The 24,919-nt window shown below is 56.0% G+C and carries 20 protein-coding genes; 11 read left to right on the plus strand and 9 right to left on the minus strand.

The genetic code is table 11. The features are described 5' to 3' along the window. Positions 1-208: 208 nt before the first annotated feature. The gene (locus AC790_RS10430) at positions 209-1,177 is read left to right on the plus strand and encodes a GT-D fold domain-containing glycosyltransferase (protein WP_049851740.1); all 969 of its coding nucleotides are present in this window, start codon (positions 209-211) and stop codon (positions 1,175-1,177) included. Between the two features lie 84 nt (positions 1,178-1,261). Here AC790_RS10430 and AC790_RS10435 read toward each other — a convergent pair whose 3' ends face one another. Then, positions 1,262-1,894 (minus strand): DapH/DapD/GlmU-related protein, encoded by a 633-nt coding sequence (locus AC790_RS10435; protein WP_049851741.1) that lies wholly within the window; start codon positions 1,892-1,894, stop codon positions 1,262-1,264. Positions 1,895-2,027: 133 nt separating this feature from the next. On the opposite strand from AC790_RS10435, the gene AC790_RS10440 reads away from it, so the two are divergent. The 3 genes from AC790_RS10440 (at position 2,028) to AC790_RS10450 (ending at position 5,156) form a co-directional block, all read left to right on the plus strand. Next, a complete protein-coding gene (locus AC790_RS10440; RefSeq protein ID WP_049851742.1) occupies positions 2,028-2,933 on the plus strand; it encodes a ParB/Srx family N-terminal domain-containing protein in 906 nt (301 codons plus the stop codon). 121 nt (positions 2,934-3,054) lie between these two features. Continuing rightward, the gene (locus AC790_RS10445) at positions 3,055-3,795 is read left to right on the plus strand and encodes a response regulator transcription factor (protein ID WP_049851743.1); all 741 of its coding nucleotides are present in this window, start codon (positions 3,055-3,057) and stop codon (positions 3,793-3,795) included. Further along, on the plus strand, positions 3,792-5,156 hold the full coding sequence (locus AC790_RS10450; protein ID WP_007894046.1) for an ATP-binding protein: 1,365 nt from the start codon (positions 3,792-3,794) through the stop codon (positions 5,154-5,156). The genes AC790_RS10445 and AC790_RS10450 overlap by 4 nt, the downstream gene beginning before the upstream one ends. On the opposite strand, the gene AC790_RS10455 is transcribed toward AC790_RS10450, so the two are convergent. Continuing rightward, entirely contained in the window at positions 5,146-7,092 is a 1,947-nt protein-coding gene (locus AC790_RS10455; protein WP_007894055.1) for a TonB-dependent receptor domain-containing protein, read from the minus strand. The genes AC790_RS10450 and AC790_RS10455 overlap by 11 nt on opposite strands. A 126-nt stretch (positions 7,093-7,218) precedes the next feature. Then, on the minus strand, positions 7,219-8,313 hold the full coding sequence (locus AC790_RS10460; protein ID WP_049851744.1) for a tRNA-dihydrouridine synthase: 1,095 nt from the start codon (positions 8,311-8,313) through the stop codon (positions 7,219-7,221). A 102-nt stretch (positions 8,314-8,415) separates the two neighbouring features. On the opposite strand from AC790_RS10460, the gene AC790_RS10465 reads away from it, so the two are divergent. Both AC790_RS10465 and AC790_RS10470 read left to right on the plus strand, forming a co-directional pair. After that, a complete protein-coding gene (locus AC790_RS10465; protein ID WP_049851745.1) occupies positions 8,416-9,300 on the plus strand; it encodes a LysR family transcriptional regulator in 885 nt (294 codons plus the stop codon). 65 nt (positions 9,301-9,365) lie between these two features. Next, entirely contained in the window at positions 9,366-9,911 is a 546-nt protein-coding gene (locus AC790_RS10470) for an NUDIX hydrolase (protein WP_082204280.1), read from the plus strand. A gap of 143 nt (positions 9,912-10,054) precedes the next feature. Here the strand turns inward: AC790_RS10470 and AC790_RS10475 are convergent, their stop codons facing one another. Beyond that, positions 10,055-12,448 (minus strand): TIM-barrel domain-containing protein, encoded by a 2,394-nt coding sequence (locus AC790_RS10475; protein ID WP_049851746.1) that lies wholly within the window; start codon positions 12,446-12,448, stop codon positions 10,055-10,057. A gap of 14 nt (positions 12,449-12,462) precedes the next feature. Then, positions 12,463-13,764 (minus strand): MFS transporter, encoded by a 1,302-nt coding sequence (locus tag AC790_RS10480; protein WP_049851747.1) that lies wholly within the window; start codon positions 13,762-13,764, stop codon positions 12,463-12,465. A gap of 229 nt (positions 13,765-13,993) precedes the next feature. Between AC790_RS10480 and uxuA the strand changes: the two genes are divergently transcribed. The 4 genes from uxuA (at position 13,994) to AC790_RS10500 (ending at position 18,429) form a co-directional block, all read left to right on the plus strand. Next, positions 13,994-15,196, plus strand: a complete 1,203-nt coding sequence (gene uxuA / locus AC790_RS10485) for a mannonate dehydratase (RefSeq protein WP_049851748.1) — start codon at positions 13,994-13,996, stop codon at positions 15,194-15,196. After that, complete coding sequence (gene uxaC / locus AC790_RS10490; RefSeq protein WP_049851749.1) at positions 15,196-16,611, plus strand: glucuronate isomerase; 1,416 nt, start codon at positions 15,196-15,198, stop codon at positions 16,609-16,611. Before uxuA ends, uxaC begins: the two co-directional genes overlap by 1 nt. A gap of 121 nt (positions 16,612-16,732) precedes the next feature. Then, complete coding sequence (gene uxuR, locus AC790_RS10495; protein WP_036621325.1) at positions 16,733-17,509, plus strand: Uxu operon transcriptional regulator; 777 nt, start codon at positions 16,733-16,735, stop codon at positions 17,507-17,509. Positions 17,510-17,535: 26 nt separating this feature from the next. Next, positions 17,536-18,429 (plus strand): LysR family transcriptional regulator, encoded by an 894-nt coding sequence (locus AC790_RS10500; RefSeq protein WP_009128253.1) that lies wholly within the window; start codon positions 17,536-17,538, stop codon positions 18,427-18,429. A 19-nt stretch (positions 18,430-18,448) separates the two neighbouring features. Here the strand turns inward: AC790_RS10500 and AC790_RS10505 are convergent, their stop codons facing one another. From AC790_RS10505 to AC790_RS10520, 4 genes are all read right to left on the minus strand, one after another. After that, positions 18,449-19,831 carry a Xaa-Pro peptidase family protein gene (locus tag AC790_RS10505; protein ID WP_049851750.1) on the minus strand — a complete coding sequence of 461 codons (1,383 nt, stop codon included), beginning with the start codon at positions 19,829-19,831 and terminating at the stop codon, positions 18,449-18,451. Between the two features lie 593 nt (positions 19,832-20,424). Continuing rightward, entirely contained in the window at positions 20,425-21,717 is a 1,293-nt protein-coding gene (locus tag AC790_RS10510; protein ID WP_049851751.1) for a sorbosone dehydrogenase family protein, read from the minus strand. Beyond that, entirely contained in the window at positions 21,714-22,136 is a 423-nt protein-coding gene (locus tag AC790_RS10515) for a DUF2231 domain-containing protein (protein ID WP_049851752.1), read from the minus strand. Before AC790_RS10515 ends, AC790_RS10510 begins: the two co-directional genes overlap by 4 nt. A 131-nt stretch (positions 22,137-22,267) precedes the next feature. Beyond that, positions 22,268-23,383: an ABC transporter substrate-binding protein gene (locus AC790_RS10520; protein WP_009128243.1), complete on the minus strand. Its 1,116-nt coding sequence runs from the start codon at positions 23,381-23,383 to the stop codon at positions 22,268-22,270. Positions 23,384-23,689: 306 nt separating this feature from the next. Between AC790_RS10520 and AC790_RS10525 the strand changes: the two genes are divergently transcribed. Next, on the plus strand, positions 23,690-24,862 hold the full coding sequence (locus AC790_RS10525) for a mandelate racemase family protein (RefSeq protein WP_369817602.1): 1,173 nt from the start codon (positions 23,690-23,692) through the stop codon (positions 24,860-24,862). Positions 24,863-24,919 lie beyond the last annotated feature (57 nt).

Raw genomic sequence — 24,919 nt, forward strand, 5'->3', positions numbered from 1 at the left:
GTCCTGGCAGGATTGTTCGCAAAGGCGCGAATAAGCGCGTATTTATTGATATTTTATTTAAGGCCCCGACTCAATTCCGATTTAAATTGATTAGCCCGCGCTATATAACGTTATTTTGGGAGTTTCCTCAGCCTGTCACGCCTGATTCAGCGTGATATAAATCACGTAACTGCTCTGCGGCAATGCCGCTTATAAAAAGAAGGTTATGATGATCAGCGCAGATTCCCTTTTTCGAAAATTACGTTTTCCTTTTAAACTCACACATGCTGCTATTAAGTTTCCGGTTGCCAATGCACGCGCCAGACAATATCAGGTGATGTCGCCCGAGCAAACCATTGACCTGCTGCTCAGCAACGATGCCCTGTCCGTAAGCCGCTACGGCGATGGAGAACTGGAAATGACCCTATTCAAAAATATCGGCTTTCAATCTTTTGATGAACGTCTCTCTATTCGTCTAAAAGATATTCTGCGCCGTGGCAGCCAGGCAAATAATACCTGCTTATTATGTATGCCGGATGCGTTTCGCGGCACCGGCAATATGCGGTTTGGTTCGGCCCTATTCTGGTTTTTTCATAAAGCGTTTTATTTTCGTCATTATGAAGGCTTATTAAAGAAAAATTATCGTTACGGCAACACCTCTGTTACCCGCCCCTATCATGATTATACGGATAAGCAGCAGGCCGCTCGCGTCTTCAGCAAGTTTAAGCAGCTGTTCAGCGATAAAAAGATCTTAATCGTTGAAGGGAGCGGCACGCGGCTGGGAATGGGCAATGATTTACTCAACGGCGCCCGCGATATTAAACGCATCACTACGCTTAATCGTAACGCCTTCTCGGTTTACAACGATCTTTACACCAGCGTACTGGCGCACGCGCGTGACTACGATATGGTGCTGATGTCCCTTGGCCCTACCGCCACGGTGCTGGCTTACGACCTCAGCCAGCACGGCATCCGCTGTATTGATACCGGCCATATCGATATCGAGTACGAGTGGATGCGCAGTGCCGCGCGCGACAAAGTGCAGGTAGCGGGTAAAAACGTCAATGAAGTCGGCGTGCTACTCAGCGACGCCCCACGCAACGATGATGAGCATTACCGTCAGCAGATCTTGCTGCACGTCGGATTGCCGCAGGAAGCCGTGCTAACCTCGATGGTAATCCATCCACCGCTGGTGTGATTCACTTCGCAAGCAATCGCAAAAAGGGGGTATTTTGAGATTGCTTGAGATTATCGGCAACGCCAAATGACGCTTGCGCGATAGTTACTTGCCATGCCGCTGGCAGAACGCGGCAAGGTCGGATGACTGAAAATCTGCCAGATTCACCATGAGCTTTTCCAGCGGCCAGTTCCACCAGGCAATCGCCTGCAGCTGGGCGGCAATGTCCGCAGCAACTCGCGTTCGAATCACTTTGGCGGGTACGCCACCGACAATGGTATACGGCGGCACATCTTTGGTGACCACCGCGCCCGCCGCCAGCACCGCACCATCGCCGATGGTCACGCCCGGCAGCACAATCACGCCATGACCAATCCATACATCGTTACCCACAATCACGCGATCGGCACGGCGATCGGCGAAGAAGCCATTATCGCGCTCTGCTTGCGCATCATAATATTCCGGGCAATAGGTGAATCGATGCTGTGAGGCGCGATCCATCGGGTGATTGGGCGCACCCAGTCGCACGTGATTGGCAATCGCGGTAAAGCGCCCAATCTGGGTATCGGCGATGCAGCAGTGTTCGCCCAGATAGGAGAAATCCCCCAATTCGCTGTACTCAAGATAACTCTCTGCCAACACTTCACACTGCTCACCAATGTGGGTTTCGCGCATACGCACGCTAGGATCGATAACGGTATGTTGCAATTTTGCCGGTTGCACAGCAGCGAGTGCCATAATCAATGCTCCGTCGTGGTCAGATGTCTGGATAACAGGTTGCAGCGGGGCAACCGCGAGCCACAACACTACAGCGACAAGATGACAGTAATGCTATTGTGCGCGTCTGTGACAGGCGATTTGAGGAGAGGGAATGAGAAGATCACCATGGTCAATTCTGGCGTTGTTATGGTCAGCCGGACAGGCATCCGCCGCGCTGCCCACCGACATCAAAGCCGGAGACATTGTGCAAGTGCAGCTGGCGCAGCTGCATCCCACGCAGGCGGCGATTGGTTATCGTCAACTGGATTACAAGCAGCATCGTTATGAAGCCGAACCGAAAAAGCTGTTTGATGATTATTGCGAAAGCATGGGTCAGAAAGGCGTGGATAAATTTGATGCGCAATCACGCCTCTCGCATCCCAGCAGCTTCAGCTGTAAAGCGTCGGTTGGTAGCGATCCGGGTCCGATGAAAACCGCGGTAATCGCGCCGGATAACGTGCTGTACCTTACCGATGGTCATCACACTTTCAGCAACTTCGCCGATATCGCCGGCCTCAACACGCCGGTGCAGGTGCGCATTACTGATGACTTCCGCAGCCTGAAAACCATGCCGGCGTTCTGGCAAAAAATGGCGGCAGCTCATCTGGTGTGGCTGAATACGCCATCCGGTAAAATCAACCCGGATGCGCTGCCGAAAGAGCTCGGTCGCCAGCACATGCAGAATGATGAATATCGCTCGCTGGTCTACTTCGTGCGCGATATTGGCTTTGAGAAAGAGCAGAATCCGCCGCCGTTCCTCGAATTCTTCTGGGGCCAATGGCTGGAAACTCAGCTACCGCTGAAGAACTTTGATCTCAGCAATCGCAACGGCTATGCCAAAGCCGTGGAAATCATCGCTGAGAAGATCACCCGCGTGCCGAAAGAGACGGTAATTGCGCAGAGCGATAGCGGCCCGCTGACGGCAGAGCGTCTTGGTGCGCGCAACAAAGTGAATCAAAAGAAATTGGATAAGCTGACCGCGGATAACGGCAAATTGAGCTGGGCCTTCGCCCACTAATTTCTTGCCTGGCGGAGGTTCTCTCCGCCTTTGCGCGCAGTTGTAGTTGCAGATGAAAAGCATTCTCAATTAAGCTACGGCTCTTTGCCGCCTGGGCACGCTTTTCTCTGGAACACCCGCCATGCACGCTACGCCAGCACCGATGAAAATTCTGGTGGTTGACGATCACCGTAAAATCCGCGAGCCCCTTGCCACCTATCTGCGGCGCCAGCACTTTGCGGTGGTCACCGCCGAAGATGCTGCCTCACTTTGGACCTTGTTGCGCACCACACGCTTTGATCTGATTGTGTTGGACGTGATGTTACCCGACGGCGACGGCATGCAGCTTTGCCAGCAGATTCAACGTCACTACCGAACGCCGGTGATCCTGTTAACCGCGCGTGATGCCCTGGACGATCGCGTTGCCGGGCTTGAACGCGGTGCCGATGATTATGTGGTGAAACCTTTTGAACCGCGCGAGTTACTGGCACGCATTCATACGGTGCTGCGACGTGCCGAACGCCAGCCCAGCGCGCCGCGCGCAAAGCCACAGCCTGTGGTGCACACGGTGCACTTTTCCGATCTGATGTTCAATCCCGCCTCACGGGTGGTTAGCAACCCACAGCAGCAAGCCGTGCGCCTCAGCACGATGGAATCCAAACTGCTGACGGCCTTTCTCGCGCATCCTTATCAGGTGTTAAGTCGGGAAGCGCTGATGGATCACTGCGTAGCGCCAGGTAATGAAGTCTTTGATCGCGCTATCGATCGCCAGGTGAGCCGTCTGCGCATCAAACTGGAACAGGTTCTGCCTGGCAGCGTGCTGCTGGATACCGTGTGGGGCGAGGGTTATCGCTTTACCGCTGAGGTGCAGCTAACAGCATGATGCAGAAACTGCGTACGCTGCTGCCGACGCGCATGATGAGCCAGCTCGCCTGCCTGATGATTCTCGCGTTGCTGTTTGCCAACCTCGCCGCCGTGACCGCAACACAATTTTTGGGCAATTTGCTCTCGCCTGCCATGCGCAACATCGCCGTCGAGCGCCTGGTGCTGGCCTATCACGAAAGTCTGAGCGGCGGAGAGAACTTCTCGTTAACACGCGCCGATGGGGCGCGCTTTTGGCTGGCAGCGCATCCGGAAGTGTTGGACTTTAGTATGCGCGAGGAGGAGCAACGCCTGCGCGACTCGCTAATGAGCCAGCTGGCATTAAGCCATCCTGCAAGCGTAACCCTGCAGCTCGAAAGTGCCGATGGCGGACTGGCGCGCAGACACATCTTCAGCGCCGCGCGCCACCAGCCGCTGCGCCTGCGCGCGACCCTTGCCCTGCCCGATGGCCGTTTCTTTAATAGCGTGCAATCGGTGATGCCCGCCTACGAGTGGACGCAACTCTTGTCATTTTCTCTGCCGATTGTCAGCGTGCCGCTGCTGTTGCTCAGCCTCTATTTTATCTATCGCGTTGTCAGGCCGATTCGTCGCCTGGCAACTGCCGCAGAGGCAATCAGCCGCGGCGAAGGGAGCAGCACGCTGCCGCTCAGCGGACCGCAGGAGTCGCGGGAGTTAACCCAGGCTTTCAACCTGATGCAGCTTCGGCTGGCGCGCCATCTTGATAGCCGCACGCGCATGCTGGCCGCCATGAGTCACGATCTCAACACGCCGATAACGGAACTGCGTTTGCAGGTGGAATTGATGCCCGACGGTGACGCGCGTGACGATATGCTGGAGAGCCTGAACGAGCTGCGCGCCATGGTGAGTGAAACCCTGCATTTCATTCGCGGCGACGTGCAGCAGGAGCTACCGCAGCGTTGCAACCTCAGCCAGATGCTAGATGAGTTGACGCGCCGTTATCTCTCGCTGGGGAAACGCGTGCGCTGGCAAGGCGAGCCGCACAGTGAACTGATGTGTCGCCCGCTGGCGATTAAGCGCGCGCTGAGCAACCTGATCGAAAACGCGCTGTTGTATGGCGGCGAAGCTGAAGTGACGCTCATTCATCACCCCGGATGGGTGTGGATTGAAGTGCTGGATCAGGGCGCGGGGTTACCCACTGAACAGTTGGCACAGGCCTGTGAACCCTTCGTGCGTTTCAGCGAAACCGCGCGTGCCGATAACACTGCAGGCGGCGGTTTGGGCCTTGGATTGGCCATCGCCCAATCAAACATTCACGCGCATGGCGGGGAACTGATTCTGGCGAATCGTCCCCCGGCCGGTTTATGTGCCACCGTCATGCTGCCAGACGGTGTCAGAAGCTGAGCGTCACGCCCCCCCAGAAAGTACGGCCATAGTTAACCGTGCCATAGGTTTCGTCGTCCAGACGCTTGTCGCCAAGATTATAAATGGCGCCGTTTAACGTCAGGTTGTGCGTTAACTGATGCGACACACCCACATCAGCCGTGATGTAATCCGGTGCCGCTTCCGCCGTAACGCTAGTGCCATACTCTTTGCCATAGTAATTTCCGGCCGCCCACAGCTGAGTAGCGGCGCTCACACGCCATTCACTGCGCAGACTCGCTTTGTGCTTCGGCGTCAACGCCAGCGGCGCGCCACGGTTGCTGCCACTTTTCTGCTCGGAGTCGAGCCAGGTATAGTTGCCTTTCAGCGACAGCTCAGGCGTGATTTTCCAGCTGCCGGTCAACTCCACACCGCGGATGACCGCTTTATCGATATTGACGCGATCCATGACGATATAGCCATTCCAACGCTGATCGGTGGTGACCGTCGAAAGTTTGTCTTTGAAATCGTTGTAGAAAAAAGTTGCGCTGGCCGAGAGATCGTCGCGATTTGACCACATCGCCGATAGCTCATAGTTGGTGCTGGTTTCCGGCTTCAGATTAGGATTGCCCAACATCGCATAGGTATTACGGCGTAGCACCGCATAATCCTCAATCACCGCTCGAATTTCTGGTGCTTTGAAACCGCGCGCCACGCCACCTTTCAAGGTCCATTCGTCACTGACATACCAGATGCCATAAATACGTGGACTGTAATGGTTGCCGTATTGCTCATGATTATCGAGACGTAAGCCACCCGTAAGCGAGAAGGATTCCAGCATGCGCCACTCATCTTCGAGGAACAGCGCGCGCTGCAATACGCTGTAGCGATGGTCCACGCGGGTACCGTCGCCCTGATTCCAATCGGTGAGCGCATTTTGCTGCCACTGGGCACCGGCTGTGGTGGTGTGATAGGCGGTTGGCATCACCAACTTCGCATCAAACACGCTGTTTTTGATGGTCGGCTTGCGGCCATAGACATCGGCTTGCGCAGGGCTGGCAAGCCCTTCGCGGCTGGTTTCTTCCTGGGAAAAGGCCAGCGTTGAGGTCGCCCAGCCCCAGCGCCCTTCATGCGCCAGTGACCAGTGGTCGCGATTGTTCTTCTGTTCACGCGTCGCCCAGTTAGCGCTCTCACCTTCCCCGTTCTTTAACCGGCTCACGCCACCTTCCAGCGTAATGTCATGCTGCGCATTCGGCGTAAACGCAAGGCGAGCGGTAATATCACGGTGATCGGCCTGGGTATAGCCGTTGGTGGTCTGCACATTGTCGTCGCCCTGACGATTGAGATAACGGCCCCACAGCTGTAAACCGAGCCGATCGGCAATCAGCGGACCGTTCAGGTAAAACTGGTTATTGCTGGCGTTGCCCTGATCCTTATGCTGGCGGACGGCATAATCCCATGAAAGTGAGCCATTCCACTGCTGGGTGACTTTGCGGGTAATAATGTTGATCACGCCGCCGATGGCATCCGAGCCATACAGCGATGACATCGGCCCACGGATCACTTCGATGCGCTCGATCGCCGACGCCGGCGGAATGAAGCTCTGTTCGTAGCCCCCATTACCGTTTACGCGCGAATCGCGCCCGCTTTGACGGATGCCATCCACCAGAATCAGGGTGTAATCCCCCGGCATGCCGCGAATAGAGATATCACTTTCGTTGGCGCCGCCAATCACCGCGACGCCTTCAACATCGCGTACCGCGTCAGCCAGATTGTTGATCGATCGCTTACGCAGATCGTCGCCATTGATCACCGTGACCGAGGCTGGCGCATCTTCCAGCCGCTGTTCAAATCCGGCAGCGGTCACCACCAGCGTGTCGGCGCGACTGTCATCGTCGAGCGCGAAAGCCGTTGCTGGCGTCAGCACCATCAGAAAGGCTAAAGAGAGGGGTTTTAGGGTAAAAGTCGCTGTGCGCATGATCGAATAGAGTCGTAGTTGAAAACGCGAATCATACTCATGCGCATCGGTGGAAGTTGGACAATGTTGGACAACTTCCACCGCAGGGAAAGAGATCAGGCGCGGGTCGGGCGCCGACTAACAGGTTTATACCAGTTCGCAGTTTTTCACATCTGCAGATGGCGCCAGCAGATTTTTGTCAAACTCACGCAGCTCTGCGCCATCACGAATCCGCATCGGCCAGTCAGGATTGGCCAGCGCACTTTTACCGATTGAGACATAATCTGCCCCCTGCTCCAATGCCTGCGCGGCGCGGCTGGCATCGCCTAACGAACCATTGGCAACGATAGTCAGATTAGGCGCGGCCTGACGCGCCAGCTGCACCAGCGAGTAGGCTGAATCTGCAAATGCCGGCTGCAGCGCGTCATATTCGGTGAGGTGCAGATAATCCACGCCCGCCTCCGCCAGCAAGGCAAACACCTGGCGCGCACCCGCTTCGCCCTCCCGCCATTTGTGGTGGAAATCATTCACTTTGCCCTGCGAAATACGCACGCCAAGGGTGGCGTCGTTGCCAACGCGCTGCCGCACTGCCGCAATCACCGCCAGCGTCAGCGACAGACGTTGCGCGATGTTGCCGCCCCAGCGATCGCTGCGCTGGTTGGTGTAGTCGGTAAAGAACTGGTCGAGCAGATAGCCGTTGGCCGCGTGAATCTCGATGCCATCAAAACCCGCCTCGCCGATGGCCCGCGCGGCAGCTTGCGCAAAACTGTCGATCACCTGCTGGATCTGCGCTTCATCGATTGCGTCTGGCAACGGATACGCGCCATGTCCGTGGTAAAAGCTCAGTTGCTCGCCACGCGGCGCTAGCGCTGATGGCGCAAGGGTGGTTGAGCGATAAATATTGCCCTGGGAAATCGCACCGGCATGCATCAGCTGCGCAATGATTTTGCCGCCGCGCTGATGCACTTGATCGGTGATGGCGCGCCACCCCGCACTCTGTCTGGCATTCACCAGGCCGGCCTGAAACGCATAGGTCTGCGACCAGGCTTCATCGATGTACATGCCTTCGGTGATGATGGCGCCAAAGCCACCGCGCACGAAGCGTTGATAATAGTGCCGCATACGTTCGCCCGGCACGCCGTCGACGCTGGCAGAGATGCGCGTCATGGGCGCCACCATGATGCGATTTTTCAGCACCAGTCGATTCAGCGTCCCGCTCTGGAAAAGATGTTTATCACTCATATTGCTCTCGCAGGAGAATTATCTACAGAGCGCAGTATAGTGGATGGCCATAATGACAAAAATGGCCGATGATGATACGTCTGTATAACGGAAATCGTTACAATGAACTCAAAAGATGTTGAGGTTTTCCTGATGGTGTCGCAGACGCGCAGTCTGACGCAGGCGGCGCGGCGACTGAATACCACCCCGATGACCGTATCGCGCCGGCTCGCTTCGCTGGAGGAGGATCTCGGCGTACGCCTGCTGCATCGCACCACGCGCGCCATTGCGCTGACCGATGAAGGTGAAGAGTTTCTGCCCTACGCTAAAACGCTGGCAGAGACCGAGCAAAGCGCGCGCAATCTGTTCTCGCTGGATAAGCAAGGTGCCACCGGCCAGCTGCGCATTACTGCCCCTTCTGGCTTTGGCCGCCGCACCATTATCCCGTTGCTGCCCGCGCTGATGGCGGAGAATCCCGAGCTGCGGATTGAGTTTCAGCTCAGCGATAACGTCACGGATATTGTCGGGCTCGGCTACGATGTGGCGATCCGCATTGCGCCGCTGCGCGATTCCCGCTTAGTGGCGCAGCGGCTGGCGGATAATCCGCGCGTATTGTGTGCTTCACCGGACTATTTAACCCGCTGCGGGACACCGCAGACGCTGGCCGACCTGCATCAGCATAACTGTCTGCGCTTATCTGGCGTGCTGCAGTGGAGCTTTATGGTTGATGACCATATTTCCACACTGAGCGTCGAAGGGCGTTTTAGCGGCAGCAACGTCGAGGGCGTGCGCACCTTATGTGTCGCCGGAAGCGGCATCGCACAGCTCTCGGCGTGGGATGTGCAGGAGGAGTTAGCGAGCGGTGAGCTGGTCGAAATTGCCCTGCGCGATGCACAACCGCAGATTCTGGGCGTCTGGGCGCTGTTTCCCACCACCCGCCATTTACCGACACGGGTGACGGTGTTTCTGCACGCCCTGAAACAGGCGATGCAGGCGGCCGCGCAATAATTCGGATAATGCGCAGTCTTATCATGGGTATAGTTATTCACTCATCAACATCATGGAGGCCGACAGTGAAACCTGAAATCCATACGCTCGCGTCAACAGAAATCTACCGCAATCGCTGGTTAACGCTGAAAGAGGATAAAATTCAGCGCGCCGATGGCAGCGAAGGCATCTATTCGGTGATTGAGAAGAGTGATTTTGTGGTGGTGTTGCCGGTGGAGGATGACCACATTTATGTGGTTGAACAGTATCGCTATCCGCTCGGTGAACGCACCGTTGAGCTGCCTCAGGGCAGTTGGGAGCTTGCGCCGGATGCCTCTCCCGAAGATCTGGCTGCCGGGGAGCTGTTAGAAGAAACCGGGTTACTTGCCGGACAGCTTGATTACGTGGGTTATCAAAAGTTAGCGCAAGGCTACTCCGCCCAGGGTTATCACATTTACCTGGCACGCGATTTGACGTATCAAGGGCAAAACCTTGATGCCGAAGAAGTGGGATTAACCGCCAGAAAAATCAAAATCGATGCGTTTCTTGAATTAATTCTGGCAGGCAAGATCAGCGATGCAACATCGGTGACCGCGTTTCTGCTGGCACGGGCAAAAAAGTTAATCGATTGATGTCATAAACGGCATATTGTGTAGCGGCGCAATTTATTGCGCAGTCATAACCGGATGACCAAATTACCAGCATTAGAAATGCGCGATAAATCGCGCCGCTACGGCACGTGCGAGAGTTAATGTTCGCACGTGCCTTAGCACTGTTACGCCGCTGTCATACTCGCCAACACCGCTTCAGCCTGGGTGCCATCAACTGCCACGCCATCAATATACAGCTTGCGCTTTTCACCCACCGGCAATGCCACTTTCAGCGTTTTCCATCCCGGCAGGAAACTGCCTTTGCGAGTGAAGTTAAGGTGAATCGCCTCAGCGTCGCAGCGCATTTCCCAGTTAAGCCACAGCGCATCGCCCTGCTGATAGCCCCAGGATTCGCCATCATCCTCAAACAGCACGCCGGTTGTTATCCCTTTACCTTGCAGCGGGAACAGCTGCAGCGTGCGGCAATCGTCCGCCTGGGCATCAACGTGGCGCAGACGTTCACTCAGCGGTAAAGCGGCACCGGCACGCACCAGCATTGGCTGAGTTTCCAGCGGCGCATCCAGGGTGATCCACTGACCGCCGCTGTACCATTGCTGGCTGGCAAAGTCATACCAGCCAGATTGGTTGTCGGGCAACCATAGACGACGTTGACGCTGGCCGGGTTCGACCACGCTGGCCACCAGCAGATCGCGTCCCAGCATAAACTCATCGCACTCGGCAAACGTCTGCGCATCCTGCTCGTGATCGAGGAAGGTTGGACGCAGCATCGGCTCGTCGTCCGCATGTGCCTGCCACAGCAGGGTGTAGAGATACGGCAGCAGACGATAGCGCAGCGCCATGGCCGCACGGATCGCAGGCGTAGCCGCCGGATACATCCAGGGTTCGTTAACCGTGTGATCATCATTCCAGGAGTGGATGGTAAAGCGCGGATGCATCACGCCATTTTGTACCCAGCGCACAAACAGTTCTGCGTCCGGCTTATCGCCGGAAAAACCGCCGACATCATGTCCCACGTTGTACAACCCGGACAAGCTCATGCCTAATCCCATGCGGATGTTGTAGCGCAGCGTGTTCCAGTTGGTGCGGTTGTCGCCGCTCCAGGTCTGCACATAGCGCTGCATCCCGGCACAGCCCGAACGGGAGATCAGAAATGGACGCTTGTCCGGTGCAAAGCGCTGCTGCGCTTCCATCGAGGCACGCATCATCAGCAGCGGCATAACCGGGCGGATATGTTTAATCGCTATCGGCGTGCCAAAACCGTGACAGCGCGCTTCGCCATCCCACACTTCGTATTCGTTGTTGTCGTTCCAGGTGGAATCGATGCCCTTCTCCAGCAGCTGCTTGGTGACGTTTTCCTGCCACCACGCCACGGCTTGCGGATGAGTGAAATCAAGATGCGAACCTTCATCATCCCAGAATACCGAACGCTCCGGCGCATCCTCTTCGGAGTCGCGAATGAACAGCCCTTGTTCCGCCACCTCGTGGTAGCGCGGATGATCCTGCAACAAACACGGTTTGATATTGGCGGCGAGGCGCAAGCCGGCGTCGTGAAACGCCTGACTCATCACTTCAGGCTGCGGCACTTTGTCGTGATTCCAGTTAAATACGTAACGCTTGTTGTTGATCGAGGTATAGCCGGAGGAGAGCTGGAAGGAATCACACGGAATATCGTGCTCTTCGCACAGGCGAATGAAGTTCATTAGCTGATGCTGTGCGTCTGGTGCGTCGGTGTAATGCATGGTTGAGCCGCTGTAGCCGAGGCTCCATTTCGGGCCGAACAGGGTTTTACCGGTCAGACGCACAAAGGCTTTGGTGATATCCAGCACCTTGTCGCCGACAAACAGGTAATAGTCGATATCGCCGCTCTCAGCCTGCCAGCGGCGATACGGCTGATGATAGTTGTCGAGCTCATTGCCGAGATCAAACCAGCTGCTGCTGAGGTTATCGTAATAGAGGCCAAAGCTAACGTTGTTGCGGCGCGTAATGGTGAACGGCACGTGTTTGTACAGCGGGTCGGTGGAGGCCGCGTTGTAACCCATGGCATCAAGGTTGCGCATCTCATAGCGCTGGCCGTTGCGCTGCAAATCACCGCTTTTCTCACCCAGACCATAATAACGGTCATCGTGCATGCGGCGCTGATAGTGCGCCACGCCATCGCCGTGCGCATTGATTTGATAGGCGCTGGTCGGGCGATCGCAGGTCAGCAGTTGCCACGCGCCGGCGCTGTCGCAATATTGCCACTCCAGTGCCAGCGGCTGATGCACGATTACCCGTAGCTTATCGGTGGCGATCACCAGCGTGCTGCCCTCCTCCTCAAGCGTAAAGCCCGGCAACGAGAAGCCCGCCAGACTGTCACGCTGACGCCCTTCCCACGGCACATCACTCTGCGGCGCAATGCTCCAGGTTCTGTCGAGGGTAAAGGCGCCCTGACGTTTAATCGCCACGCGGAACAGACCCGATTCCAGCACATACAGGCACAGCGTGTGTTTGCCGTCGACGGTTAACGCCACGTGGTGGGCATCGGACGCCGCTAAAGACCAATTTTTTAACGTTTTCATCGTTACCTACTTTTTCAGGCGCGCTGTGCGCGACGTTCAGCAATAAAAGCAATCAGGAATACCGCGCCAATCAGGTCAAAGAAGCCCATGGCGACGAACAAAGGATTGAAACCAATGGTGTCGGCGGTGACGCCGATCAGCAGCGAAAACAGGAAGCTGGAGATCCAGGCGAATGAGCCGCGCATGCCGTTAACCGTCGCCATTTGCCCTTTATCAAACTTCTCTACCACCAGCGCGCTCAGCATGCAGGAGATGATTTGGTGACCGAAACCGCCAATTGAGATCAGCGCAATGGCCACGTAAGGATCTTTGGTGACCGCCACCATCGCCAGCGACAGCATCAGGAATGCGCCGGTTACCGAACTCGCTACCACCGAGTTAACCTGGGTAAAGCCAAAAATTTTGGTGTAAAGGCGCGTCAGATAACCGCTGGCGGCGCTGCCTAAATCTGCCGCGAGGAATGGCAGCCAGGCGAACATGGCGATCTGTTTCAGGTCCATGCCCAGCTCTTTTGCCAGATAGAGCGGCACCCAGAAGCTCAGCACCCCCCACGCAGGCTCGGCCATAAAGGCGGGAATGGCGATGCCGTAGAAACGCTTGTTTTTTGACACGGGTTTCAGCGCAGTAAAGAACGGCAGTTTTACCGCCGGTGGTTCGTTGTCCTGACGAATAAATTCCAGTTCAGACGCCTGCAGATTGGGGTGCTGCTCTGGATCGCGATACAACAGCCACCACAGCACCACCCATCCGAGCGCCAGGCAGCCGGTGAACAGGAACGCACCCTGCCAGCCAAACGAGGCATGTGCGAAGTAGATAATCGGCGGGGCCAGCATCGCGCCCAGGGAGAAACCCACACCGGCCCATCCGGCAGCAATCGGACGCTCTTTTTTCGGAAACCATTCGCCAATCACCTTGGCGTTAGCCGGTGTGGCAGCGGCTTCGGCGCCGCCCATGACAAAGCGCAGAATCGCCAGGTGCACCCAACTTGCCGCGCCGGCGTGGAACAAACAGGCGACAGCCCAAATCGTGGCGCAGACCAGGAAGCCAACCTTCAGGCCGATGACATCGATCAACCAGCCGCAAATCGGTTGAAAGAAGGTATACGCCAGCTGGAACGCGCCGACGATCCATGAATATTGTTCAGTGGTGATATTGAGGCTGGTTTTGAGTTCCGGTGCCAGCAAGCCTAGCGAGTTACGGGTGATGTAGTTAACCGTAACGCCCGCTAAGAACAGCACCAACACCCACCAGCGCAAATTACGCAAGGTGCGTTTGCTGCCTGCGGCGGTTATCCCTGGATTCAAACTGCGGTTCATCGGCTTCTCCATTTATCAGTCATTGCTAACTATCCGCCAGGAGTGAAACACAGTTGCGAAAAGTGGTCGCCAGCTTGATGCAGCATTTGTGATCTGGTTAACCAAAATCATCGACCAGGTTGACTTAACCCGACAAAGAGCAGAGTTTTACGTGCAAGCGGCGTGATAACGTCATAATGAAACGCGCTAAAGATAATATTGGTCAACCAATAATGAGTGAGGTAACAACATGAAGCAGACCTGGCGCTGGTATGGCCCGAACGATCCTGTCTCTCTGGCCGATGCGCGCCAGGCGGGCGCCACCGGCATCGTCACGGCGCTCCATCACATTCCCAATGGCGAAGTGTGGACAGTTGACGAAATCGTGCAGCGTAAGGCGCTGGTGGAAGCCGCTGGATTGGTCTGGTCGGTGGTGGAAAGCGTGCCGATTCACGAAGAGATCAAAACCGGCAGTGGCCGCTGCCAGCACTGGATCAGCAATTATCAGCAGTCGCTGCGTAATCTGGCGCAGTGCGGCATCACCACCGTGTGCTACAACTTCATGCCGATTCTCGACTGGACGCGCACCGACCTTGAGTATCTGCTGCCCGATGGGGCCAAAGCGCTGCGCTTCGATCAGATTGAGTTCGCGGTGTTTGAACTGCACATTCTGCAACGCGCGGGCGCGGAGCAGGATTACAGTGCCGAAGAGATTGCTGAGGCTGCCGAGCGTTTTAGCCAGATGAGTCGAGAACATCGTGACCGCCTGGTGCGCAACATTATTGCCGGCTTACCCGGCGCCGAAGAGGGTTATACCCTCGACCAATTCCGCGCCCAGCTGGCGCGTTATGACGGCATCGGTAAGGCCGAGCTACGGGAGAATTTTGCCACCTTCCTGCGCGCGATTATTGCGGTTGCCGAAGAGGTGGGCGTGCGCATGGCGGTACATCCGGACGATCCACCGCGCCCGATTCTCGGCTTGCCGCGCATCGTCTCCAACGCTGACGATCTGCAGTGGATGATTGATACCGTCAGCAGCCCGGCCAACGGTTTTACCCTGTGTACCGGTTCGTACGGGGTGCTGGCAGAGAATGATCTGGCCGGCATGGTGCAACGCTTTGGCCCGCGTATCTACTTCGCACATCTGCGCTCTACCAAACGTGAAGCGAATCCCAACAGCTTCCACGAAGCCGCGCATTTAGCTGGCGATGTCGATATGTTTGCGGTGATCAAGGCGATTGCCGAAGAGGAGCAGCGGCGTAAAGCCGCAGGCCAGCATGATTTAATTCCGATGCGTCCCGATCACGGCCACCAAATGCTGGATGACCTGAAGAAGAAAACCAATCCTGGCTACTCGGCGATTGGTCGACTGAAAGGGCTGGCTGAAATTCGCGGCGTTGAGCTGGCGATCCACCGCGCCTATTTTAGCGAGCCAACTCAGGGAGCCGAGTAATGCGCTTTATGGACGAAGATTTTCTGCTGCAAAGCGATACCGCGCGGCGTTTGTATCATGATTTCGCCGCAGATATGCCCATCTACGACTATCACTGCCATCTGAATCCGCAGGAGATTGCGCAGGATCGCCAGTTTGCTAATCTCGGCCAGATTTGGCTCGAAGGCGATCACTATAAATGGCGTGCGATGCGTGCCGCGGGCGTGGATGAATCTTTGATCACCGGCAGCGCACGCAGTGATTACGATAAGTATCTCGCCTGGGCCGAAACGGTGCCAAAAACCCTTGGCAACCCGCTCTATCACTGGACGCACCTGGAACTGCGTCGTCCGTTTGGCATCACTGATACGCTATTTGGCCCGGCCACCGCGCCGGACATTTGGCACAGCTGTGCCGAAAAGCTGGCGCAGCCTGAGTTTTCTGCGCGCGGCATCATGCGCCAGATGAAGGTGCGCATGGTCGGCACCACCGACGATCCGGTCGATTCACTGCGCTACCATCGCCAGATCGCCGATGACGCCAGCTTTAATATTGAGGTCGCACCGAGCTGGCGTCCGGACAAAGTATTCAAGATCGAGCTGGAGGGTTTTGTTGCGTATCTGGCTCGCCTGGAAGCCGCCGCCGATGTGGCTATCGACAGCTTTGATGCATTGCGCCGGGCGCTGCTGCGTCGCCTTGATCACTTCTCCGCCCACGGCTGCCGCGCATCGGATCATGGCATCGAAACCCTGCGCTTTGCGCCGGTGCCGGACGACAGCGTGCTTGATACTATTTTGGCGAAACGTCGCCGTGGCGATCTGCTGGATGAAACTGAAATCGCCCAATTCAGCAGCGCGGTGCTGGTGTGGCTCGGCAGTGAATATGCACGACGCGGCTGGGTGATGCAGCTGCACATTGGCGCCATCCGCAATAACAGCACGCGCATGTTCCGTCAGCTCGGGCCGGATAGTGGTTTTGATTCGATTGGCGATAACCATATTGCCTGGCCGCTAGCGCGCCTGCTGGATGCGATGGACATCAACGATCAACTGCCGAAAACCATCCTCTATTGCCTAAATCCACGCGATAACGAAGTGCTGGCCACCATGGCGGGCAACTTCCAGGGCGCGAGCATTGCCGGCAAAGTGCAGTTCGGTTCTGGCTGGTGGTTTAACGATCAGCGTGACGGCATGCTGCGTCAGCTGGAACAACTGTCGCAAATCGGCCTGCTCAGCCAGTTTGTCGGCATGCTGACCGATTCGCGCAGCTTCCTCTCCTACACGCGCCACGAATACTTCCGCCGCATTCTGTGCAATCTGCTGGCACAGTGGGTTAAAGACGGCATTGTGCCTGCTGATGAGCCGCTGCTGGGGAGCATGGTGCGCGATATCTGCTTCAACAATGCCGAGCGCTATTTTGCCCTTAATGTGACGTGATGGCAGCCTGGTCATTGCACGCCATGACCAGGCCGATTCTTAATCGCTATGCTATAGTGCGCGTCTCTGACCTGGCAGTAGCAGAGGTTATGCATCCCTTAACGCAAAGATAACTAACACGATGAAAACGCAAACTTCAGCACAGCGTCCCTATCAGGAAGTCGGGGAAATGCTCCGTCAGATGATCTCGCAAAAACAGTATGCGGTGGGCCAACGGCTGCCACCGGAGCGTGAGCTCGCGGCGCTGCTGGATGTGACGCGTACGCTGGTGCGTGAAGCGCTAATCATGCTGGAGCTGGAAGGCTTAATCGAGGTGCGTCGTGGCGCGGGAATCTACGTGATTCACGACTCGCCGCAGCCACCGGCTCCGCAGCACAAAGCCAGCAATGATGCCGGACCGTTTGAGATGCTGCAGGCGCGTCAGCTGCTGGAGAGCAACATCGCTGAATTCGCCGCACTGCAGGCGACGCGTGAAGACATCATGAAAATGCGTCAGGCGCTGGAGCTGGAGGAGAAAGAGCTCGCCTCTGGCGCGGTCAACCAAAGTGAAAATGGCGATCGCAACTTCCATCTGGCTATTGCCGAAGCCACGCACAACAGCATGCTGGTTGAGCTGTTTAAGCAATCCTGGCAGTGGCGTGAAGACAACGTGATGTGGAGTCAGCTGCATCGCCATCTGGTCAACAACGATTACCGCAAACAGTGGCTCGACGATCACAAGAAAATTCTCGCCACGCTGATCAAAAAAGACGCGCGCGCTGCCAAACAGGCGATGTGGCAGCACCTTGAGAATGTGAAACAACGCCTGCTGGAATTCTCTGACGTCGATGATATTGATTTTGATGGTTACCTGTTCGAATCCTGGCCGCTGTATGTCGCCAGCAATCCTAATAATTGAAGCCGTTATAGAAAAGGGTCAGCCGCATGCTTCGGGAAAATTTCAACGACCTGATCTATTTAGTGATGGTGGCACGCGAATGTAGCTTCACGCGCGCCGCCGCCAAATTAGGCGTATCACAATCGGCATTGAGTCATTCAATACGCGGTCTGGAAGAGCGTTTAAATACCCGATTATTGACGCGCACCACGCGCAGCGTGGCGCCGACCGAAGCCGGTGAAAATCTGATTAAAAGCGTCGCGCCAATGATGGCGGATATGGAAAAAGCCCTGCTACAGCTGGCCGATAATCAGGGCAAACCGTCGGGGAACATTCGTATCACCGCCGGGGAACATGCGTTGTCATCCACGCTGTGGCCGCTGCTGAAGCCCTTTCTGCAAACCTATCCTGACGTGAACGTCGAACTCTCTGTCGACAATACCTTAACCGATATTGTCAGCGGGCGTTTCGATGCGGGTGTACGACTGGGTGAAAGTATTGAAAAAGATATGGTAGCGGTGCGGATTGGCCCGGACTGGAAAATGGTTGCGGTTGCAGCACCTGAATACCTGCAAAAACACGGCATCCCGCAGACGCCTTATGAATTGCAAAATCATAACTGTATTAACATGCGCCTTCCCACACTCGGCGGATTATACAGCTGGGAGTTCAGTAAGGACGGCAAAGATATTCGCGTCAAAGTTGAAGGTCAGCTGATATTTAATAATCTGGCATCCCGTATTGATGCGGTGCTTTCCGGCATGGGTATTGCCTATGTGCCCGAAGACACCGTCAAACAGCATATTGCCAACGGCGACCTGCAAGCCATTCTGGCTGACTGGTGTGAACCGTTCAGCGGATATTACCTCTATTATCCCAGCCGCAAACAACACACCGCTGCGTTTGAGAAACTGATCGAAGCCATTAAATACCGGGGATAATGGCTTTGATCGTGGACGATTAACGTTCCATTTTCAGCGCAAGCTGCCTGGCCAGGAAGAACGGCCTTAAATAAGCCACGGTATTTGACAGTGGCAAAACGTCATCGCTTAGCTGGATACCGATCTCCGCGCGCAGATACTCACGACGCGTTTCGATACGCTGCCACAGCGCCGGATAGGCGTGGCGAATCGTCGCCTGCAGTGCCGCATCGGCCAGCACCACGCACTCTTCGGCGCTGGCACCGTTGTAGCCCGGCACGGACGGGATGATATCAATTTGTAGCATCATGCCGCTTTTCAGGAGTTCAGTGGAACCGCGATAAATCGGCGACGACATCCACTCTTCATCCGCCACCAGATGGCCGGGATTCAGGTGCCAGCCAAAACGCGCTTTAGGCAAAACCTGTTCGATCAGCTGGTAAAGCGCGCCGCCGCGCATGCCGACGTGAATCGTCTCCAGCCAGCTCACCACCGCGGAGAAATAGGGTTTGGCGATGCGATCGAGATAATCCTGCTGGGTTGCTGGCAACTCACTTTCACTGGCAATCACGAAACCGCTGCGGCTGGAAAGGCCACCTTTGTAGGCGGTGGTCAGGGAGAGCGGATCGCCGCGCCGCACGGTTTTCGCGCTGGGATAAAGATTCGCGGTTTCGAAACGCGTGCCGGTGGCCGCGATGGTCACCACGGTGTTGTACTGCCCTTCAGCGGTAAGTAACGCGCCCAACTCGGTTTCACGCACGCCAACTTCAATCGCATTGAGCGCGTCCAGCATGCAGCTGGAAGCGAGATTGGCACCATATTCGTAATGCGCGATTTCATTGGCATTGCAGCGGGTACGTGCGCCGTTATCACCAATCAACAAAGGGATAGCATTTTCTAACACCGCGTCATCTTTGAGCGTGCGCTTAATCGCGTCGACAATAAAGTAGGGTAAATCGAACATCGCGCGCCCATTGCCGGCGGCTGGCGTGAACATTTTCCAGCCAATCAGACCGACTTTTTTGCTGCTATCCAGGCCCGCATCCTTGAAAAGCGTTTCCAGCGGCACTTCATTATCCATCGGCTGATTAGGCAGCGAGAAGTACGGCGAGTGAGCCAGCGTGGCCTCAATGCGCGAGAAACGTGCCATTTTCAGGTTTTCGTTACCCAGCACCAACGTGGCGTGCCCGAACTTGTCCAGCAGCAGTAGCCCCTCTTCGAAACGCGGTATAAATCCGGTGAGATATTCGAAATTGCTGCCGTGTTCCTTGTCCGCGTAGATGACCAGCGTGTCAAAACCGTGCTGTTTCATTGCCTTCAACAAGGTGTGTTTTCGTTCCAGCAGGGTCTCATCAGAGAGAACGACTGCTTCCACCCCAGTGAACTTCACTGGCTCGGTGACGCAGCCAAGCGCGATCGCCATCGTTTACCTCCTCACATTGCATAATGTGTTGAGGATAGTAGCGTCTTTCACCGCAGGGCGTTTTGACACAGCACGAAAAAAGGCGGAGGGGTGAGCTCCGCCTTGTTTCAAGTTCCGGTCAGTGCGCCTGACCGGTCAGTTGCATAAGGGCAACGATGATTTGAAGAATGATGCGGACGATGTCCAGCAGCAATCGAACAATTTCCATCACTTTCCTTCTCCTCTGAGAGGAGCGCGCCTTTCAGCTGCCGAGGCTTTGACTCCACCCGCCGACCGCCTAAGCACAATTGTGAGGAGTGCTGAGCGGCTCTCATTGTGGAAGCCACAGGCCAGCACCACCTGAAACCTGCCGGGATTTGACTATCCGCGCCCCTGGAGTCATCAGCAAAACAATGAGGCTTCGCCCGTCACTCAACACCTGTATAACCATACAGTATTATGGCAAAACTTGAAATATCTCGCCGCACATTTTATTATCGCGGGTGTGAGGAGTGCTGAGCACCCCGTTCGCGGCGCGGTTACCAGCCGATTAGCGAACATAAAAAAAAGGATTTGGCTTTACTGCCAAATCCTTTTTTATTGCCGGCGTTTAATTACCGCGCGGAACTGATGCGCCAGATAGTATTACCCGCATCATCGGCAATCAACACGCCGCCCTGGCGATCGGTAGCTAAACCGACCGGTAAACCACGCACCTGCTTCTGATCGTCGGTGAGGAAGCCCGTCACCACCGGCTGCGGCTGCCCCACCGGTTTACCGTTCTCGAATTTCACCCACACCACCTGATAACCATTAAGCGGCGTACGGTTCCAGCTACCATGCTCGCTGATAAACGCCCCGCCACGATACTGCGGCATGTTATCCGCGCCATAGAACAACAGGCCGAGCGGTGCGACATGCGAGCTCAGTGCGTAATCAGGCTTGATGGCCTTCTCCACCAAATCCGGCCTTTGTGGCTGGGCACGCTCATCCACGTGCTGACCATAATAGCTGTACGGCCAGCCGTAGAAGCCTTTGTCCTGCACCGAGGTCATGTAATCCGGAACCAGATCGGAACCAATCTCGTCACGCTCATTGACGATAGCCCACAGCTTGCCGCTCTGTGGCTCCCACTGTAAGCCGGTAGGATTGCGCAGGCCGCTGGCATAGATCCGGCTGGCACCGCTCGCCGCATCCACTTCCAGCACCGCCGCGCGGCGATACTCTTCGCCAATGCCGTTTTCCGTTACGTTACTGTTGGATCCCACCCCAACATACAGCTTGCTGCCATCCGGGCTGGCGAGCAGTGATTTAGTCCAGGGATGGTTAATCGGACCACCCGGCAGTTCGGTGACTTCCACCGGCGGCGTGCGGATTTCGGTTTGCCCGGTTTCGTAAGGGAACTTCACCAGGCTATCGGCGTTCGCCACATACAAGGTATTCCCCACCAGCTGCATGCCAAACGGCGCCGTCAGGTTATCGATAAAGCGATGCTGCTCCCATTTGCCGTTAACGTTGCGCAGCAGCGTGATGCGATTGCCGCCCTCACCGCCTTTGCCTGAGGCTTTCTGCACAATGCCCATAATCAGCTGCTTCGGCGCGGTGGTCGGTTTCGGCATGCCATTGGATTCCGCTACCAGCACATCATTATTAGGCAGCACCAATACCTGACGTGGATGCTGCAGGTTTTCGGCGATCTTTTCGATCTTTAAACCCTCCGCCACTTTCGGCATTTCCCCGGTTTTCCACGGCGTGCCTTCCGGTACCTGCATCGGGGGCATAAAGAAGTTCTGCGCCTGCGGCAGCTCAGGATTGGGACCGATTTGCTTTTGCGGATCGATCAGCGCCCCGTCGTCACAGGCACTGAGCAGCATGGCGATCGCTACCGCACTAAGTAGGTGTTTCATACGCGACCTCCCTGTGTGCGACGTTCGCGCAGCACCAGCTGCACGTTGGCAATCAGCAGCAGCGCCACTACCAGCGTCGAGAGCGTCACGCCCATGGGCACCACCGCGTAGGCATCACGGCTGTGAATAAAGGCGTTCACCACCGCCAACACCATTGCCAGCAGCGACAGCCAGAAGTGGGTTTTCTCATTTGGCCGGGCACCGCGAAATAAATAAACCAGGCTAATTAAACGTGGCAGGATGGCCAGCACCAGACCAAGGGTAATCAGCCAACTGGCCGATTTGGTCCACATAATGACGAAGGTTTGCAGATAGAGGATATCGAAAAACCAGGCGGCGACAAAAAAGCCCAGCGGCAGCGGTTCCAGCAGCGTATACAACGTCACGCCGAACACCGATCTTCCTGAGGTATGAAACATTACTCTCTCCCTTTTACCGAATTATCATCAGATGGCGCACGCGTTGCGCTTTTTGCAACAACGTGCCACCACCTGTGAAATATTAGTAAAGATAAACAGTAATGTTTAACACTTATCTAACTTGCTCAAACTTATGACTTATCTGCCGGCAGGGTTACCCAATATCCCGGCTGATAAGGCAATGGCAGAAACTTCTGGTGGAACTCGCGGAAAGTGGCGTCCGGATCGAGATCGGCAAACAATTCGGGATGCAGCCACTTCGCCAGCGCCTGAATCGCCACAAACTGGTACGGGCTATCGTAGAACTGATGCCAGATTGCATGCGCATTGCCGTTATGGGCTACCGGCAGGGTTTTGAAGGCATCGCGCATCATCAGCAGTTGCAGCCGCGCAGTGGCTTCTTTCACATCCGCACCGGGACCGACACCCACCCATTTGCCGACGGTATTGTAGTTTTTCCAGTTGGCACCAGTCACCACCACCACATCCGGACGGCTGGCGATGATCTGTTCTGGATTGAGCGTGCCAAAGGTGCCCGGGATCAGATCTTTGGCGATATTGCGGCCGCCCGCAATTTCCACCATCTGACCAAAGTTCTCGTTGCCAAACGACATGCAGCACTCATCGCTGTAGCCGCCAGCGCGGTCAATCATCACTTTTGGGCGCGTGCCGCTAAAATTCTTCAGGCGATCGGTCACCTTTTCAATTTGTGCCCGGCGGAACGCCACAATCTCTTCGGCACGCTGCGGATTATTCACCAGCTCGCCCATGATGCGGATGCTTTGCTCAGCGTGTTCCATCGGCTTCTCACGGAAATCGATAAACACCACCGGCACGCCCACTGCCTGTAACTTCTCAATCAACTTGCCTTCATCGGTGGCCGCTTTGGATTCAAGGTTCATCAGCACTAAATCGGGCTTCAGCGTCAGCGCCTGCTCAACGTTGAAGGTGCCATCCTTCGCGCCGCCAAAGGTCGGCAACGTTTTAATCTGCGGATATTTCTTCTCATACGCCATGTAGCCGTCGTAATCCGCTTTATGAAAATCATCGCGCCAGCCGACCACGCGCTGGAACGGTGCGGCGGTATCAAAAGCGGCCAGCAGATACATCTGACGCCCTTCGCCCAAAATGATGCGTTTGGACTCCTCTTTGACCTCGACCTGACGTCCAGCGACATCCGTAATGATTTTTGCGGCAGCGTGATGCGTTACCGCCAGTAACCCCAGTGCAAACAGCCATATTTTCATATTACCGACCCAGAATGATAATGATTATTATTTAATTTTCGCGGCGTCACTATTACCTGGCTGACGGGAAATGAAAAGCCCCCAGCGACACATTTTTTTACATTCCGCCCAGCGCTTTTCACTGTGCAATCGCTCACAAAACGCCAGTCATTCGTGAAAACGCTCACAGCGAACCATGCAAATGCCCAATTTATCGCCGTTGTTTCCTGCGCTTTGGCTAATGCGTAAACAAAATGTGAACGCTAAATTACAAAATGAAACGGCGTTTTATTTTTTATGTTAATGCCCATCGTGGGAGCGCCAAGCATGAACGGAGGAGTAACCGTGAAGATCAGTGCCATTGATGTGACCCTGTTTAGCTACCCTACCCGCCGCGTCTCGGACAGCGCCGGGCATTCGCATCCCGGCGCCGAGACCGATGCGCAAATGGCGCTGCTGACCCTGACCAGCGAGGATGGGGATTGCGGTTATGCCTTCGCACCGGCTGAGGTGATTCGTCCACACGTGGTAAACGCCTTCTTCCGCAAGGTGCTGATTGGGCAAAACGCCTTTGATCGTGAACGGCTGTGGCAGGATCTGGTGCACTGGCAGCGCGGTAGCGCCCACCAGCTCACCGAACGTGCGTTATCCGCCGTGGAACAGGCGCTATGGGATTTGATTGGTCGCAAGCTCAAGCAGCCGGTGCACAAATTGCTTGGCGGCTATCGCGAGAAGATCCCGGCCTACGGCAGCACCATGTGTGGCGATGAGCTGGAAGGCGGTTTATCGACGCCCGACGAATATGCCCAGTTTGCTGAAAAGCTGGTGGCACGCGGTTATCAGGCCATCAAACTGCACACCTGGATGCCACCCGTCTCGTTCGCCCCCAGCCCACAAATGGACATTAAAGCCTGCGCCGCGGTACGTGAAGCGGTCGGCCCGGACATCGCGCTGATGCTTGACGGCTATCACTGGTACAGCCGCAGCGATGCGCTCACCATTGGTAAAGCGCTGGAAAAACTCAACTTCGCCTGGTTCGAAGAGCCGATGGAAGAGGAGAGCATGGCGTCTTATGCCTGGCTGGCGGAAAACCTCAGCATCGACGTACTGGGCCCGGAAAGCCTCGGCGGCAAACACCATAGCCGCGCCGATTGGGTGCGCGCCGGCGCGTGCGACATTCTGCGCGCCGGTGCCAACGGCGTCGGCGGTATTTCGGCCACTATGAAGGTCGCTAGCCTGGCCGAAGCCTTCGGCATGGATTGCGAAGTGCACGGCAATGGCGCGGCCAGCATCGCGGTGGTCGGTGCCATCCGCAACTGTCGCTGGTACGAGCGCGGCCTGCTGCACCCATTCCTCGATTATGAACAGCCGCCGGCCTATCTCAACGCGCTGGTCGATCCGATGGATGCCGAGGGTTTCGTGCATCTGCCCACGCGACCGGGACTCGGTGAGGACATCAATTTCTCGTGGATTGAGACACACACGCTAAATCGCTGGTAAGCGCCTGACACAAGCAGTACGGCAAAAAACTATAAACCTCTGACCTGCTGGACTTTG

The sequence above is a fragment of the Pantoea sp. RIT-PI-b genome (assembly GCF_001187905.1).
Classification (GTDB): Bacteria; Pseudomonadota; Gammaproteobacteria; order Enterobacterales; family Enterobacteriaceae; genus Pantoea; species Pantoea nemavictus.

Coding starts and splice junctions, on each gene's coding strand:
- AC790_RS10430 (WP_049851740.1), top strand. CDS start 209: ATGATCAGCGCAGATTCCCTTTTTCGAAAATTACGTTTTCCTTTTAAA.
- AC790_RS10435 (WP_049851741.1), bottom strand. CDS start 1,894: ATGGCACTCGCTGCTGTGCAACCGGCAAAATTGCAACATACCGTTATC.
- AC790_RS10440 (WP_049851742.1), top strand. CDS start 2,028: ATGAGAAGATCACCATGGTCAATTCTGGCGTTGTTATGGTCAGCCGGA.
- AC790_RS10445 (WP_049851743.1), top strand. CDS start 3,055: ATGCACGCTACGCCAGCACCGATGAAAATTCTGGTGGTTGACGATCAC.
- AC790_RS10450 (WP_007894046.1), top strand. CDS start 3,792: ATGATGCAGAAACTGCGTACGCTGCTGCCGACGCGCATGATGAGCCAG.
- AC790_RS10455 (WP_007894055.1), bottom strand. CDS start 7,092: ATGCGCACAGCGACTTTTACCCTAAAACCCCTCTCTTTAGCCTTTCTG.
- AC790_RS10460 (WP_049851744.1), bottom strand. CDS start 8,313: ATGAGTGATAAACATCTTTTCCAGAGCGGGACGCTGAATCGACTGGTG.
- AC790_RS10465 (WP_049851745.1), top strand. CDS start 8,416: ATGAACTCAAAAGATGTTGAGGTTTTCCTGATGGTGTCGCAGACGCGC.
- AC790_RS10475 (WP_049851746.1), bottom strand. CDS start 12,448: ATGAAAACGTTAAAAAATTGGTCTTTAGCGGCGTCCGATGCCCACCAC.
- AC790_RS10480 (WP_049851747.1), bottom strand. CDS start 13,764: ATGAACCGCAGTTTGAATCCAGGGATAACCGCCGCAGGCAGCAAACGC.
- uxuA (WP_049851748.1), top strand. CDS start 13,994: ATGAAGCAGACCTGGCGCTGGTATGGCCCGAACGATCCTGTCTCTCTG.
- uxaC (WP_049851749.1), top strand. CDS start 15,196: ATGCGCTTTATGGACGAAGATTTTCTGCTGCAAAGCGATACCGCGCGG.
- uxuR (WP_036621325.1), top strand. CDS start 16,733: ATGAAAACGCAAACTTCAGCACAGCGTCCCTATCAGGAAGTCGGGGAA.
- AC790_RS10500 (WP_009128253.1), top strand. CDS start 17,536: ATGCTTCGGGAAAATTTCAACGACCTGATCTATTTAGTGATGGTGGCA.
- AC790_RS10505 (WP_049851750.1), bottom strand. CDS start 19,831: ATGGCGATCGCGCTTGGCTGCGTCACCGAGCCAGTGAAGTTCACTGGG.
- AC790_RS10510 (WP_049851751.1), bottom strand. CDS start 21,717: ATGAAACACCTACTTAGTGCGGTAGCGATCGCCATGCTGCTCAGTGCC.
- AC790_RS10515 (WP_049851752.1), bottom strand. CDS start 22,136: ATGTTTCATACCTCAGGAAGATCGGTGTTCGGCGTGACGTTGTATACG.
- AC790_RS10520 (WP_009128243.1), bottom strand. CDS start 23,383: ATGAAAATATGGCTGTTTGCACTGGGGTTACTGGCGGTAACGCATCAC.
- AC790_RS10525 (WP_369817602.1), top strand. CDS start 23,690: ATGAACGGAGGAGTAACCGTGAAGATCAGTGCCATTGATGTGACCCTG.